Origin of the sequence: Psychrobacter sp. DM8, from assembly GCF_051307025.1 — a bacterium.
In the GTDB taxonomy this organism is placed as follows: Bacteria; Pseudomonadota; Gammaproteobacteria; order Pseudomonadales; family Moraxellaceae; genus Psychrobacter.
Genome location: NZ_CP195538.1, coordinates 1,820,641 through 1,835,965 on the forward strand (window position 1 = coordinate 1,820,641; position 15,325 = coordinate 1,835,965).

Here is a 15,325-nt window from a genome sequence, read left to right on the forward strand (position 1 = left end):
CCTTACTAAATAACCTTATTTTTTGGAGTTATCATGGCAGCGCACTCTTCAGCACTTGTAATCAATCTAGATCAGCTAGGAAAAAACGACATTGATACGGTTGGCGGCAAGAATGCGTCACTCGGTGAGATGATCAGTCACCTATCTGATTTGGGCGTTAGTGTTCCTGGCGGCTTTGCGACTACGGCAGATGCTTTTAACCGTTTTTTAACAGAAACGGGTTTGCTTGATAAGATTAACAATGAGCTTAAAGCCTTAGATGTTAATGACGTTAATAAGCTTGCTGCTACGGGTAAAAAAATCCGTAACTGGATCATAGAGCAAGAGCTGCCAGAAGATCTTGAAAAAGAGGTACGTCAAGCGTTTGAAGAGATGAGTGGCGGCGAAGACATCGCGGTTGCCGTCCGTTCGTCAGCGACAGCAGAGGATCTACCTGATGCCTCATTTGCTGGTCAACAAGAGACTTATCTGAACATTCGCGGCATCGATAACGTGCTTGTCGCTATTAAAGAAGTCTTTTCTTCCTTGTACAATGACCGTGCTATCTCTTATCGCGTACATAAAGGCTTTGAGCACGAAGGCGTGGCGCTATCTGCTGGTATTCAGCGTATGGTACGCTCAGAGACGGGCGCTGCGGGCGTCATGTTCACGCTAGATACCGAAAGTGGTTTTGATGAAGTGGTCTTTATCACTTCAAGCTATGGCTTGGGCGAGATGGTCGTGCAAGGCGCGGTCAACCCTGATGAGTTTTATGTCTCTAAGCGCCTGCTTGCTAATGATAAGCCTTCTGTGGTTCGCCGCAACTTGGGCAGCAAACACAAGAAAATGGTCTACGGCGATGAAGGCAGCACGGCTAAATCTGTTAAAGTCATTGATGTCGAAAAACAAGAGCGCATGCAGTTCTCATTATCGACCAATGAGCTGACCGAACTTGCTAAGCAAGCGGTGGTCATCGAAAAGCACTATGGTCAGTCAATGGATATCGAATGGGCCAAAGACGGTGATAGCGGCGAGATCTTCATCGTCCAAGCGCGTCCTGAGACCGTCAAGAGCCGTCAAGACAGCAACGTTATGGAACGCTACGTTATCAACACAGGCGACACCAAAGTCCTTTGTGAGGGTCGCTCAATCGGTCAGCGTATCGGTTCAGGTAAAGTGCGCGTTGTCAGTAATTTGAACGAGATGGACAAGGTTGAGGACGGTGATGTCTTAGTCTCTGATATGACCGATCCTGATTGGGAACCGGTCATGAAGCGTGCCTCTGCTATTATCACCAATCGAGGTGGGCGTACTTGTCACGCGGCTATTATCGCGCGCGAGCTTGGCGTTCCTGCTATCGTCGGTTGTGGTAATGCCACTGAAATTTTGGTCGATGGTCAAGACGTGACTGCTTCTTGTGCTGAAGGCGATACAGGCTTCATCTACGAAGGTCAGATCGACTTTGACGTGCAGACCAACTCTATTGAGTCTATGCCAGAGCTTGCCTTTAAGATTATGATGAACGTCGGTAATCCAGACCGCGCCTTCTCATTTGCACAGATGCCAAACGAAGGCATTGGTCTTGCCCGCCTTGAATTTATTATCAACCGTATGATTGGCGTGCATCCAAAAGCATTGCTGAACATGAATAGTCTGCCACGTGAGATATCACAAGCCATCACTGAGCGTATCGCTGGTTATGCCTCCCCTGTTGATTTTTATGTTGATAAATTGGTTGAAGGTATCTCAACGCTCGCTGTTGCTTTTATGGATCAGCCGGTTATCGTACGTATGTCAGATTTCAAATCGAACGAATATGCCAATCTTTTGGGCGGTAAGTTATACGAGCCATCAGAAGAGAACCCAATGCTCGGTTTCCGCGGCGCCAGTCGTTATGTCTCTGACAACTTCCGTGACTGCTTTGAGCTTGAGTGTAAAGCGCTCAAACGCGTACGTGACGAGATGGGTTTGACCAACGTCGAGATTATGATTCCATTTGTGCGTACCGTTGATGAAGCGGCGCAAGTCATTGAATTACTAGAAAATAATGGTCTTAAACGCGGCGAGAACGGTCTACGCATTATCATGATGTGTGAGCTGCCAACCAACGCTCTGCTCGCTGATGAGTTCTTAGAGCATTTTGATGGCTTCTCGATTGGTTCAAACGATTTAACCCAGCTCACCCTAGGTCTTGATCGTGATTCAGGTATCGTCTCACACTTATTTGATGAGCGTGATCCAGCTGTCAAAAAGCTGCTATCTATGGCTATTGAAGCTTGTAACAAGGCGGGTAAATACATCGGTATCTGTGGTCAGGGGCCATCGGATCATCCTGATCTAGCGTTTTGGCTTATGGAGCAAGGGATTACCTCGGTGTCACTAAATCCAGACTCAGTCCTAGATACTTGGTTCTTCTTAGCAGGTGAAGAAGCTAAATAGCGTTTTGTAGCGACTCATAATTATTTATAAGTCGCGTAACGTCAGCATAAAGAGTCATTAGCACTACCTTTTAGGGTTTGTTTGCTCATTTTCATTGTTTTTAATGAGATGGCAGGCAGGCCCTAAGTTGTATTTACTCTTTAACTATTTTTAACTGGCAAAGTTTGGCTGACAAAAGCTATTGCAAACGTTTACAATAAGGTACTTAGAGTTAGTGCTGGCTTTATGACAGTACTCTTGTTATAAGCAACTTTGACCCAATACTATAATTCATAAATAGCGAATTAAGAAATAACCTACTATGCAAATTTTTCTCGCTCGAAATAACGTACAAGCAGGTCCTTATGATTTAAACCAGCTCAACATCATGCTGGCCTCTGGTGAAGTGACGCTGGACGATCTGATATGGCATGAAGGTTTAGATCAGTGGCAACGAATCGGTAATCTGACGGGCAATCAGCCTGTGTACAGACCCAGCACAGTTGTGACTAATGATACCAGTCATGACGATTCAATTATTAATAATGTGACCGTGTTTCCAGAGGATACGCCCAACAGCGCTCAAGGTGGCAACAACGTCTCTCTTGATAGATTGTACGGCAAACCTGAGCGCCCAAAAGCGGACGTCAAAGGTGGCATGACGAGTAATCCTCTGCATAAGCCAAATAATGTCTCGCTCAATAAATCTGGCCCTAAGGCGCTAGCGACGGACAAGGTGCTCGGCGATGTGGTATTAGCGCCTATCATGTCTCGCATGCTAGCAACGGTTATTAATGCATTGTTATATGTACTTGCGATTTTGCCTTTGGTACTTGCGCTGACTAAGCTTGATATTGACTATAGCAAGTTTGAAAACATCCAAGATATGGACGCCGCTTATCAGTATTCTATGACCTTGATGGAGAGCTTGCCAAGCTCTACGTTGATGATGTCGCAAGTGATGGTGTTTGGTCTATTTGCTTTGCAGCTGGTGTTCATCACTATGCGCGGACAGTCATTAGGTAAGCTACTCACAGGTATTCGCGTTGTTGATCAAACGACTCATCGCCTGCCGTCATTTATCAAACTGATCGGTATGCGTACCTTGTTGCTATTTATTATTTATAACTTGTTGTTTTCTTTTACTAGCTTTTTAGGTTTTGTCGTCATTGCCGTACATTATTATATGGCGTCTAAAAGTGCTGAGAACATTGGTTGGCATGATAAACTAGCTAAAACCTTAGTGGTAAAAGCGGATAGTAGCCAGTTGGTCAAACAGCCAAAAATAAAGTAGGTGCAAATCAGTACAGAATGAGCAGCGCTTGGTCGCTGCTTTTTTGTGAGTGCTCGCTTTCGAAAGTATTGTTTTCGAAGATATGATATTAGACTTTGTATTAACCTTTGAGTGCTGCTATAATACGGCGCTTTATATCCTAAGCTTCTCGTCCCTACTTTATAAAATCTAATGCTTATAAAAGCTGACACTACATTTTATAAAATTTAAGACTAAGTTTACCTTATAAATCTCCTTGCTACCTGCATAGGGCCGGTAGCTACTAATCCGTAAGGAGTCCAAATGCGACATTACGAACTGGTGTTACTTGTACACCCAGACCAAAGCGACCAGGTCGTCGGCATGGTTGAGCGCTACATCAAGTTAGTTCAAGACAATGGCGGCGCAATCCACCGCCTAGAAGATTGGGGCCGCCGTCAACTGGCTTATCCAATCAACAAGATTCACAAAGCTCATTACGTTTTATTTAACGTTGAAACTGACGGTGAGACTTTAGCTGAGCTTGAAGAGCTGTTCCGTTATAACGACGCCATCATCCGTAGCTTAGTCATGCGCCGTGATGAAGCGGTCACTGAAGAGTCGCAGTTAGCTAAAAATGCCGATGAAAAACGTGCACGCAAAGCTACTACTCCACGTCGTTCAGACGACAATGATAACGACAACAGTGAAGACTAATTAAAGGAGAATACTTATGGCACGTTTCTATCGCCGTCGCAAATTCTGCCGTTTCACTGCTGAGGGCATCACTCACATCGATTATAAAGATGTTGAATTGCTAAAACAGTACATCAGTGACAATGGCAAAATCGTACCGAGCCGTATTACCGGTACGTCTACAAAGTATCAGCGTCAGCTTGCCACTGCTATTAAGCAAGCTCGCTATTTGTCGCTATTACCGTACACTGATAATCATCAGGGTTAACTGTTAACTAGGAGTGACTCATGCAAATTATTTTGTTACAGCGTATCGTCAACCTGGGTAAACTCGGTGAAACTGTCGATGTAAAACCAGGTTACGGACGTAACTTTCTTATCCCTCATGGCAAGGCTCTACCTGCTACTAAAGCGAATATCGAAAAGTTCGAAGCGCGCCGCGCTGAACTTGAAGCTGAAGAAGCTAAAGAAGTCGCTACTGCTCAAGAACGTGCTGATGCGCTAACTGACGTTAATGTCATTATGCGTGCAAAATCAGGCGACGAAGGCAAGCTATTTGGTTCTATTGGTACGCGCGATATCGCTGAAGCTTTGACTAACTCAGGTCTAGAAGTAGACCGCGCTGAGATTAAGCTGCCTGAAGGCACGCTACGTCAAATCGGCGAGTACAGTGTTGATATTCAGCTGCATCATGACGTTACGGCAACTATCTTGGTCACCATTCTTTCTGAAGATGGCGATGACGAAGATGCTGACGTAGAAGAAGACAATGCTGAGAGCGAAGAGACTTCTGAAGAGTAATTTTTAGAACATCTCGTTTAAGTCTAAAGAAAGCCAGTGACTCTATGTTGCTGGCTTTTTTGTATTTATAGATTTGATGATGAATCATATTAAAGGCTAAAAATGTGCCATTAATTTGAAATTAACACTTCGTCATAAACGGGCGCGATGACTTTTGAGCCGTAGAGGCTTAAGTGATCATCATCTAAATAAAGAGGTACCTTATCTATATCGCCGTAACACCATTGTTTGTCACACAAGTAAGGAAGAGGATCTAGTATTTTTGCACCGCATTGCTCTGCTGCTTCGTTTTGCATTCTAAAAGCATCTTGATGACGCTGGTCATATTCATCAACTGGCATCTTAATATTGCTATTAGCGCCTTTCAATAGTATTGATCTAAACATAGTGATAGGCACATCTTTCTTCATTTCAGGCGTAGGTTTGAGTAAATAAACAGGATGGTTTTTAGCGAATTCACATATCGTATCAACCATATGACCCGTTATGTTTTCTTTGTAGTCATCTGTTATGTCCATAAAAATCTTATCGACAAATTTATTGGGTGATAAGGAGAAAGTAGTGGTTTCTTCGTTGGGACCATTCAGGTATTCAGACACGCGGTTTATGATAATAACAGGTATATCTGGATACTGTGTCGCCACGGTAGTAATAACGTTAGCTACCAGCTGTCCGCAATTATAATCTGGGTTTTTGCCATTATCGTCAACTTTGAATACCCCTTTTATCGTAGGACAAGCTGCCATACCAAAGCTTACAATACTGCCTCCGTGAAGCGCCGCTCTGTCACCAATAGCAACATTTTGAGCTTGAGCGTGGCTGTCGCCTATAACAATAGCTTTGATTTCACCCTCGCCATAAATACAAGCAGGAGAGTGACCATTTTCAACTTTACCGCAAACGGCTTCTCTAGGATCCTCTTGTTGCTGATTAATGATGGATATCTGATCTGTTGTCAACCTATGGGGCGTGATCTCATCAGATTTAGCGTACAAGGTACCACCTATGACTATGATAACTACTGCCATCAAAAGCGGTTTATTATAAAAATAACTAGAACGGTTCGTAAGTGCTTTTTTAAACCGAATATTTTCTACGTATTTATAACTCAAAAACCCCAGCACAATTGAGAGTGCCATGCCCAGATAAATATAAGCCTCACTCAATGAAAAATAGTATATAGCGACGACCAAAGGCCAATGCCATAGATAAATCGAATAAGACCAAGCCCCTAATTTTTGAAAGATAATATTGCTAGTGAATACACTAGTATCACGCTGCGCTTGAATAACTAAAAAAGCACCGACTACAGGAAAAGCAGCCAAATAACCTGGCCAAGGATTAGCAGCTGATATTAAAAAGTAAGAGCCAATTATTAGGAATAGCCCTATCCATTCAAGCGCTCTTTTTTGTTGCGGTTTTAGAGTAAAAGGATAAAGATAAGCGACCCCGCCAAGCATCATCTCCCAAGCTCTAGTAGGCAGATAATAGTAAGACAAAACAGGCCATTGATAAGTTGCTATGGCACTAAATAAGAAACCAAACACTGTCGATAGCAGCACTATAATGCGCATAGCTTTTAAAGACACAAGCTTATTTAGGGCAACCAATATCAGCGGATAAACAATATAAAACTGCCACTCCACTGACAACGACCAGCTGTGCAATAACCACTTCTCATGAGATGCCACATCGAAATAGCCTGTTTCTGTGCCGTAAATAAAGTTGGAGACAAAACCTATGCTCGTAGCCGCATGCTTCGCTAAACGTCGATACTCAGGCGGCGTTAGAAAAAACCAACCAAAGATAAGCAGCACCGTACAAAGCAGTGCAAGGGCTGGAATAATTCTATTCGCACGAGCCACATAAAATCTCGAAAGCGAAAATCTTTTTTGATCAATATCTCGAAATATTATCCCTGTCATCAAAAAACCTGAAATGACGAAGAAGACATCAACGCCTGCAAAACCGCCTGGCATCCAAGAAGCGTTGAAATGGAACAGTACTACAGCGATGACTGCAATAGCTCTAAGACCGTTGATATCTTGTCTAAACTTCATAGCTTTAATGATTAGGTACCTGTTTAAAAATAGCAATATATAGTTTACGTTCATTTCTGAACATAAAGGGTGTCTGACTACTCACTTCTCAATGTCTTCAAAGAGCATCAAATCATAAAGACAATGCTATATCAATGCGCTCTAGATAATCCACTGAACGTGGCCAGTCGGCAGCGACTTGTGGTATATCTTGTCCACTGGTAATCATCTTGGCAGCATTAATCCAGCCCGCATGACCTATTGCTAGTATTGGGGTGTTGCCTTGTTCAACGAGCCTTTTCGCCAACCAGCCTTCAACACGGTCAAATAGCTGCTGCAGACTTTCCCCATTATCTGGCGTAAAGTGCGCAAAGTTATCGCACCAGTCGTCAATCTCTTGCTTAGCGATTTGCTCCCAAGGGCGACCATCCCATTCGCCAAAATTAATCTCAGCAAGCTCAGGCGCGACTCGATACTGAAAACCACGTTGCGCCAGTATCTGTCCGACTTTTAGGGAGCGTTGTAATGGGCTTACCCAAATGACTTTAGGTAATTGATGCAAACGGGTAAATCGCTCGATTTGATTGGCAAGACGCTTTAATTTACGCCTATCTACCCCTATGTCCGTTTGCCCAATACAAATACCCTCAGCAGCAATAGGTTTAGGATGACGCCAGATATAAAGAGTCATTGATTAATTAGCCTTTTCTAAAGATTTCTTTTGAATTATAAAAAAGGTATAGAGGCAGCGAGCCCAGCATAAATAGCGACTTCACTCAGCTGTTGTGTCGCCCCTAAACCATCGCCAGTATAGCCATTCAGACGCCTACGTAATAAGCGCCGCATATATTCAGTGGCAACTAGCGCCAACACTAAGGCTAATAACCACTGACCGATGCTAATCTGCTGTATGGCATTAGGAAATATAACCATTACTAAAACTCCTGCCACGAGCAACCAACCACTACTGAACAATCCTTGTAACGGTGTCAGCTGCTGCGCCATCGGCTTGGCTTTGGCATGTTCTATCTCACCGCCATACGGCAGCAGCGCAAGCAGGCTAATACATAGCAAACGCGACGCAGTATGCCCAATAATCAGCGCGACGATAGCCACCGATAACGGCATGGTGGCTAACAAGGAAATCTTTAGCAATAGCGCAGAGACCAGACCTAACACGCCATATGTCCCCAAGCGCGAGTCTTTCATGATAGTCAGCGTGCGCTCACGAGTCAGACCGCCCCCCAAACCATCGCAGCTATCTGCAAGACCATCTTCGTGAAAAGCGCCCGTAAGCTTAATCCCGAATACCGTACTTAGCACCGCAGCAACGAGGGGCGTGAATAAAACACTAGCAAGCCAAAACACGCCAGCGCAAAGTAGCCCAACCAGCAAACCGACTGCGGGGAAATGACGGCTGCTCTGGTGTAGCCATTGCGGATTGTAGTTTTTGAATGACGGGACTGGCAATCGGGTCAAAAACTGAATGGCGACCAGTAACAATATCCATTCGTGCTTTATAAACTGCCCAACACTTACTTTAGACGATGACTGCTGTGACGGCTCTGGCTGATTTAATGACTGTTTTGATTCCTGCTTTAATGGCTGTGACATTAGTTGTTTTGCTCACTAATACCCGCATCACTAAAGCTTGCCATCTCATTGATAATGGCACAAGCGGACTGCAATAATGGATAAGCAAGCGCCGCGCCGCTACCTTCGCCCAAGCGCATACCCATATTAAGTAACGGCTCAGCGTTTAGTAATTTTAATAAATGCGCATGTCCTGGCTCGACTGAATGATGGGCAAAAATAGCATATTGGGCGACACCAGGCGCTAGGCGCTCCGCAACCAGTAAAGCACTGCTGGCAATAAAGCCATCGATTAATAAAATATGTCGTTCACTGGCGGTCTGAATCAGCGCACCTGCCATCATGGCTATCTCAAGCCCGCCTAATGCAGCAAGCGCGTCCAATGGAGACTGTGCCTCACTATGACGCTGCAATACTTGCGTTAAAATATCCGTCTTATGCTGTAGCCCTGCATCATCAAGCCCCGTACCACGACCAATACAATCAGCAATCGGTACATCACCTAATCGTGCCAGCAAAAGACTCGCCGCTGAAGTGTTGCCGATGCCCATCTCACCGACGATCAACAGATTACCTGCTAAATCTTCGGCCACTTTCATACCGTTCTTTAGCGCTGCCAAGCATTCCGCTTCGGTCATGGCAGGTTCTGTTAGCGCGTCTCGGCTACCATGACGAACTTTATAATTGAGCAATTGCGGGTGGTCTTTAAAAGGAGAATTGGCAAAGTCTGCATCCACCCCAGCGTCGACTACCTTTAGCTCGATATTGTGCTGACGTGCCAAGACATTGATAGCAGCGCCACCTTGCAAGAAATTATATACCATTTGCGCAGTGACGGCACTTGGATAGGCTGAGGTTCCATGCTTAGTTAAACCATGATCAGCAGCAAATACTCGAATCTGTGGCTGTTCAATATGCGGTGTGAGCGTCCCTTGAATCATGCCCAATTGCAGCGCCAGCGTTTCTAAGCGCCCAAGTGCGCCAAGTGGTTTGGTCTTTAGATCTATAATCTGTTGCAGTTCTTGGCGTAAGTTATTATTTTCTGTATTGGTAATAGTCGGCGCAGTAAATGTGATCAAGGGAAGCATCCTAAAGGTTATACATGAAACAGGGAACTATGGTAGCAGATTATCTCATTTATAATGATATGATTAGTCTAATTACACGAGCCAAACTTACGTAATTATAAGAGCACTTCATGAAAATTTTAATCGCCCCTGACTCGTTTAAAGAAAGCTTAGAAGCAATCGAGGTGTGCCGCGCTATACAATCTGGATTTAGTCAGGTTTTTCCCAATGCCGACTATACATTATTGCCCATGGCAGATGGCGGTGAAGGCACCTCTGCGGTGTTGTCCTACGCGCTTAGTGGACGTTGGAAAAACGTGCTTGTGAACGATCCATTAATGCGACCGATTACTGCCAAGTATCTGCTATTAGAAAATAAGACGGCGGTGATTGAAATCGCTCAAGCCTGCGGTCTGCACTTATTAACGAACGAAGAAAGAAATCCACTCATTACCAGCAGCTACGGTGTTGGCGAACTTATCGCTGATGCTTTGAGCGAAGGCGTCAAACGCATCATTATCGGTCTGGGTGGTAGTGCCACCAACGATGCTGGTCTTGGTCTGCTCATGGCATTAGGAATAATTTTTTGTGACGATGAAGGCAAGCCTTTGGCGCAAGGCGGTAACGAACTGGCCAACTTAAAGCAGATAGACGGCTCAACCCTTCATCCAAAGCTGCGCAACACGGTCTTTGAAGTCGCTTGCGATGTGACCAATCCATTATGCGGAAAATCTGGTGCCAGTGCTATCTTTGGACCACAAAAAGGCGCCAGTCCCGAGCAAGTCGCACTATTGGATAAGGCCTTGAGTCACTTTGCAATGGTATCTGGACAGCATGGCTATCAGGACTGTCAAAATATATCAGGCGCAGGGGCAGCAGGCGGTCTTGGCTTTGCCTTAACGACATTTTGCGAAGCTAATCTTAAATCAGGCTTTGATACCGTGGCTGAGGCCGTTAGTCTAGAAGAGCATATTGCTAGCGCTGATTTGGTGATTACTGGTGAAGGCAAGCTTGATGCGCAGACTTTAATGGGTAAAGTCGCTGGCGGTATTAGCATGATGGCAAAAGCAAATGATAAGCCTATAATCGCTATTTGCGGTAGCGTTGACGGCTTAAATCCTACTCAGACTACTGGGTTTGACGTCGTCATGCCGAGTATTCAAAAGCTGGACACCCTTGATAAGGTACTAAACAACGCTTATGAAAATATTGAGACTACCGCGGTCAATATTGCCGCTGCCATGAAGCTAGGGCAAGTTATGAAATAGAAATAGCCCGCAAGTTCATTCATTGACTAACATCAAATCTAAATATCGCTATTCTTTATAATTTTACAACCACTTTTTTACCTCGTTAATGACAGTGTGCATTCTATTAGATAGGGCTTGCTGTCGCCGCACGGCAAGATATAACGTTTCACTCACTGGTATTGGCAAACGATGACTGCTAATAAGCTCAGGGTTTGCGTACGCTGCAACCGCGTGTGCTGGTAATACGGTAAAGCCAAGCCCCCTACTAACAGGCTCCAAAATCAAGCCAATTTGATTAGAAAACCCTTTTTTCTTAAAGTCATTAATATGCTGGAACTCGCTATAATTGGCGCTCAGTAGCATACTGGCATGATGAGCACCGTCAGGATGATCGATAAACCCAAGCTCAATGAGCGCCTCCCAACTTGGTTCATTAGTAGTCGCAGGCGTCACCAGTATCAGCGCTTCTTGAGCTATTGACTGGCAACTTATTCCCTCATCATCTGAGATATCCGTCATAAACCCAATATCAATGTCGTGATTCGCAAGCGCTCGCTCTATATCGCTATTTGGTGCAAAGCGATAGTCAATCACCAACTGTGGATACTGTTGTTGTAAGCTCAAAAGCTTTGGATACAACTTTAAGCCTACGCTGCCAGGAGACATCAGTCGCACTAACCCTGCAAAGGCGGGGTCATCACCGATACGCTGTTCTAGATTTGCTAGACGCTGCAAGATATCATCCGCTTCCCTATATAACTCCTCGCCGGCATCCGTTAGTGAAAACTGCTTCCCTTGGCGGATGAGCAAGTCGACATCTAACTGACTTTCAAGCTTACGTATGTGTTGACTCACGCCTGACTGGGTCATATGTAGGCGCTCGGCAGTGCGGGTAAAATGTCCCACTTCAACAAGGGTAAAGAATGTGCGTAGCCACGTGATATTCATCATTACGATATATACTTATCTTTATAATAAATGATAATTTTACGTAATGGATATAGCTTTGTAAACTACTCCCATATTAAAACAGGAGTATGAATGATGAATAACGTCTATCCAAGAAGCTTTTCGCACATTGGCCTTTCCGTCCCTGACCTAGAAGCAGCGGTAAAATTCTATACCGAGGTAATGGGTTGGTACACCATCATGGAGCCGACCGAAATCGTTGAAGATGACAGCCCTATTGGTGAGATGTGTACGGAAGTCTTTGGCTCAGGCTGGGGCAGTTTTCGTATCGCTCATCTCTCAACTGGTGACCGTATCGGTGTTGAAATATTTCAATTTAAAAATCAAGAAAACCCTGAAAACAACTTTGAATACTGGAAGACAGGTATTTTTCACTTCTGTGTTCAAGATCCAAACGTGGAAGAGCTCGCTGAACGCATTGTCGCTGCTGGCGGCAAAAAGCGTATGGAAAAACCACGTTATTACTACCCCGGCGAAAAACCTTACCGTATGATTTATATGGAAGACCCGTTTGGCAATATCGTTGAAATATACAGCCACAGCTATGAGCTTATTTATAGCGAAGGCGCGTATTAAACGGTTATCTCTCGGCGATTAAGCGGTCAATATATAGTCTGACCTGTCATTATCTCTACACAAATAAAAAGGACACAATATTACTATCGTGTCCTTTTTATTTAGTATAACTAGGGCGTGTTTGATAATTCACAAATACGCACTGACAGAGACTATTTTTTGGGCGATTCAAAGATGAAAATAGTAAGTTTAGTCATTCTAAGCGTCTATTTTTATCAAAGGAGCGGCAAAAAAGAGTCCTGTCCTTTCAGGCTGATGCTAAAATTGCCCCCCAGCTCTATATAAGCAGTGTGTTGCAAGTCTAGCTAAGGTCTAGACATTATCTTCGACTTGCGCCGTGTCTGGAACACAGCTTTGATAAACTGGCAGCGATCAGCAGTGCCATGGTTGAATGTTCAACACGCCCTAATGCAAATACCGTATTACTCAGCGGCGATAGCGATCATCTCAACGAGTAGCTCAGGACGTGCTAGAGCTGATTCACCACAAGCGCGGGCGGGCGGTTGAATGCCTTCGAACCACTTATCCCATACCTCATTCATCGCCGCAAAGTCAGACATATCCTTTATCCAAACTGTCACAGATAGCAGTTTAGATTTGTCACCACCTACTTCTTCTAGTAGCGTTTGAATCTTCTCTAAACAGGTTAGTGTTTGCGCTTGGATATCGTCTTCGGCGTTACCAACTTGACCGCACAGATACACGGTTTGGTTATGTACGACGATTTTACTCATACGCTGATTGCTATGCAGTTTCTTAATCATTATTTATCCTTATATACTTTAGTTTAAAAATTATTTTTTAGCGAAACGTTGGGCATTAAATGGTTCAACATCAACCGTTAGCGGCTTGTCGTGGATTAGCTCTTCGACCAGACGACCGGTAATTGGCCCCAAAGTAAAGCCTTGGTGACTATGCCCAAAGGCGAACCATAACTTGTCATGCTTATCCGCAGGCCCAATGACAGGCTTCATATCTGGCATACAAGGACGCGATCCTGCCCATGCCTCGCTCTCTACCGCATCCTCTAAAGGCAGTATTTTAGTTGCCAGTTTCAATACCGTTTTTAGTTGACCGAAGTTTTTGGGTGCATCCATCGTCGTCATCTCAGCGCCTGTCGTGATACGAATGCCTTGCTGCATCGGGCCCATGACAAAGCCTTTGTCCATATCGAACATACTATGATGGATGGTGTTTTTGTCACTGATCTTAAAGTGTTGATGATAGCCGCGCATCGGGAACAGAGGTAGATTGTAGCCCAGTGGTTTGATTAGCTCATTGGACCAAGGACCTGCCGCAATAACCAAATGATCGCTATGATAGGTTTCGTTATCCGTCACCACCTGCCAGCCTTTGCCATCGTTGTTATCAGAAGGTGTGATTTCTTTGACATTGCTCTCTTTAATTATCCCTTGCATCTCTTCAAAGTTTTTAGCGTATGCTTTTACCAGTGCACTTGGGTTTGAGACTTGCCAAGAGTTGAGCCAGTGAATAGCACCGACAAAACCCTCAAAACTAGCATTAGGCTCCATCGCTTTTAACTCATCTAGGCTGAGAACTTTGTGCTCAACGCCCTGCTCGCGATCTTCAATAGCGGTCTTGGCGGCCTTTTTAAGCGTCTCTTCTGAGCGGTGCAACTGTAGCCAGCCATCACGGGTGATCAGCTTATCAGCGCCTGAGGCTTCGATCATGACCTGATGCTCGCTGGTGCAATGAGCAATCAGCGTTTGCCATTCTGATTCAATCTTTTTGACCGAATCTGGCGTTGAGAATTTCCAGTATTGTAATAGCGCTTGATGATAACGCAGCAATGCGGGTATGCGATAGCGAATATCGGTGCCTTGATTCGGTAATACGCGCACCATTTCTGTGATCTGACGCGGAAAAGGATGGGTATGAATGGCTTCACGCTGGATGAGACCGGCGTTACCGTATGAGGTCTCAAGACCCGGTAATTTTCTATCTAGCATCAGTACTTTAGAGCCGTTTTTTTGTAAGTGCCAAGCGGCTGCGGTGCCGACCATACCTGCACCAATCACAATCACGTCATAACGCATAGCCTATCCTTTTCGCTAAGAGCATAGAGAAGTTTAATGCGATATGGTAACGCATTACTGTAGATTTTAAACCACTATTTGACAAAATATTTTGTTAACTCTTACTTTTGGTTATATAACTTTTTTATTTTTATCTTTACTAAGTATGTGCACCAAATTTCACGACTTGATTTGTTTTATTAAGGGCGCATTACATAGCTTTGAATATCTACGGTTAGGATAATTTTTTATGAATCCTGTTGTGATCGGCTATGGATTTTTGGCGTTGGCTATCGTCTTTGAAGTATTAGGTACGACCTTTTTAGTCAAGTCTGAACAGTTTACCCGCTTAGTGCCTACTGTTTTGATGGCAGTACTCTACATCGGCTCGTTTTACTTTTTGTCGCAGACGCTAAAGACGATTCCTTTAGGTATCGCCTATGCCATTTGGGGCGGTGTGGGTATTGTATTGACCGTTATTATCGGAGTGACCCTGTTTAAACAAAGTATCGACATACCAGCGATAACGGGTATCGGTTTGATCATTCTAGGCGTTGTGGTGATCAATGTGTTCTCTAAGACGGTTGGGGGTTAGTCCTTAAAATAAAAAGCAATAAGCACATTGTCTTAATTCAAAAGTCGAGAAATT

Annotated in this window: 15 protein-coding genes; 8 read left to right on the forward strand and 7 right to left on the reverse strand. The window is 44.3% G+C overall.

The window, feature by feature from the left end:
- The first annotated feature begins 33 nt into the window (after window positions 1-33).
- The 5 genes from ppsA to rplI all read left to right on the forward strand — a co-directional run bounded on the left by ppsA (window position 34) and on the right by rplI (window position 5,146).
- Window positions 34-2,418 carry a phosphoenolpyruvate synthase gene (ppsA, locus tag ACR64J_RS07710; protein ID WP_435949147.1) on the forward strand — a complete coding sequence of 795 codons (2,385 nt, stop codon included), beginning with the start codon at window positions 34-36 and terminating at the stop codon, window positions 2,416-2,418.
- A 301-nt stretch (window positions 2,419-2,719) separates the two neighbouring features.
- Complete coding sequence (locus tag ACR64J_RS07715; RefSeq protein WP_435949148.1) at window positions 2,720-3,691, forward strand: RDD family protein; 972 nt, start codon at window positions 2,720-2,722, stop codon at window positions 3,689-3,691.
- A 282-nt stretch (window positions 3,692-3,973) separates the two neighbouring features.
- The gene (rpsF, locus tag ACR64J_RS07720; protein WP_435949150.1) at window positions 3,974-4,366 is read left to right on the forward strand and encodes a 30S ribosomal protein S6; all 393 of its coding nucleotides are present in this window, start codon (window positions 3,974-3,976) and stop codon (window positions 4,364-4,366) included.
- Window positions 4,367-4,382: 16 nt separating this feature from the next.
- Window positions 4,383-4,613: a 30S ribosomal protein S18 gene (rpsR, locus tag ACR64J_RS07725; RefSeq protein WP_010198808.1), complete on the forward strand. Its 231-nt coding sequence runs from the start codon at window positions 4,383-4,385 to the stop codon at window positions 4,611-4,613.
- A gap of 20 nt (window positions 4,614-4,633) precedes the next feature.
- Window positions 4,634-5,146: a 50S ribosomal protein L9 gene (gene rplI, locus ACR64J_RS07730; protein WP_317200328.1), complete on the forward strand. Its 513-nt coding sequence runs from the start codon at window positions 4,634-4,636 to the stop codon at window positions 5,144-5,146.
- Window positions 5,147-5,256: 110 nt separating this feature from the next.
- Here rplI and ACR64J_RS07735 read toward each other — a convergent pair whose 3' ends face one another.
- The 4 genes from ACR64J_RS07735 to cobT form a co-directional block, all read right to left on the reverse strand.
- Window positions 5,257-7,206 carry an acyltransferase family protein gene (locus ACR64J_RS07735; RefSeq protein ID WP_435949153.1) on the reverse strand — a complete coding sequence of 650 codons (1,950 nt, stop codon included), beginning with the start codon at window positions 7,204-7,206 and terminating at the stop codon, window positions 5,257-5,259.
- A 112-nt stretch (window positions 7,207-7,318) separates the two neighbouring features.
- Complete coding sequence (locus ACR64J_RS07740) at window positions 7,319-7,876, reverse strand: histidine phosphatase family protein (RefSeq protein WP_435949155.1); 558 nt, start codon at window positions 7,874-7,876, stop codon at window positions 7,319-7,321.
- Window positions 7,877-7,911: 35 nt separating this feature from the next.
- Window positions 7,912-8,799 (reverse strand): adenosylcobinamide-GDP ribazoletransferase, encoded by an 888-nt coding sequence (cobS, locus tag ACR64J_RS07745; protein WP_435949156.1) that lies wholly within the window; start codon window positions 8,797-8,799, stop codon window positions 7,912-7,914.
- A complete protein-coding gene (cobT, locus tag ACR64J_RS07750) occupies window positions 8,799-9,866 on the reverse strand; it encodes a nicotinate-nucleotide--dimethylbenzimidazole phosphoribosyltransferase (protein ID WP_435949158.1) in 1,068 nt (355 codons plus the stop codon). The genes cobS and cobT overlap by 1 nt, the downstream gene beginning before the upstream one ends.
- 110 nt (window positions 9,867-9,976) lie before the next feature.
- Between cobT and ACR64J_RS07755 the strand changes: the two genes are divergently transcribed.
- Window positions 9,977-11,113 carry a glycerate kinase gene (locus ACR64J_RS07755; RefSeq protein ID WP_435949159.1) on the forward strand — a complete coding sequence of 379 codons (1,137 nt, stop codon included), beginning with the start codon at window positions 9,977-9,979 and terminating at the stop codon, window positions 11,111-11,113.
- Window positions 11,114-11,176: 63 nt separating this feature from the next.
- Here the strand turns inward: ACR64J_RS07755 and ACR64J_RS07760 are convergent, their stop codons facing one another.
- A complete protein-coding gene (locus tag ACR64J_RS07760; RefSeq protein ID WP_435949161.1) occupies window positions 11,177-12,046 on the reverse strand; it encodes a LysR family transcriptional regulator in 870 nt (289 codons plus the stop codon).
- 93 nt (window positions 12,047-12,139) lie between these two features.
- Between ACR64J_RS07760 and ACR64J_RS07765 the strand changes: the two genes are divergently transcribed.
- Complete coding sequence (locus ACR64J_RS07765) at window positions 12,140-12,640, forward strand: lactoylglutathione lyase family protein (protein ID WP_290189751.1); 501 nt, start codon at window positions 12,140-12,142, stop codon at window positions 12,638-12,640.
- A 422-nt stretch (window positions 12,641-13,062) separates the two neighbouring features.
- Here ACR64J_RS07765 and ACR64J_RS07770 read toward each other — a convergent pair whose 3' ends face one another.
- Both ACR64J_RS07770 and ACR64J_RS07775 read right to left on the reverse strand, forming a co-directional pair.
- Entirely contained in the window at window positions 13,063-13,401 is a 339-nt protein-coding gene (locus tag ACR64J_RS07770) for a RidA family protein (RefSeq protein WP_435951055.1), read from the reverse strand.
- Between the two features lie 33 nt (window positions 13,402-13,434).
- Entirely contained in the window at window positions 13,435-14,697 is a 1,263-nt protein-coding gene (locus ACR64J_RS07775; RefSeq protein ID WP_435949162.1) for an NAD(P)/FAD-dependent oxidoreductase, read from the reverse strand.
- 229 nt (window positions 14,698-14,926) lie between these two features.
- On the opposite strand from ACR64J_RS07775, the gene ACR64J_RS07780 reads away from it, so the two are divergent.
- Entirely contained in the window at window positions 14,927-15,271 is a 345-nt protein-coding gene (locus ACR64J_RS07780; RefSeq protein ID WP_435949164.1) for a DMT family transporter, read from the forward strand.
- The last annotated feature ends 54 nt before the right edge of the window (window positions 15,272-15,325 follow it).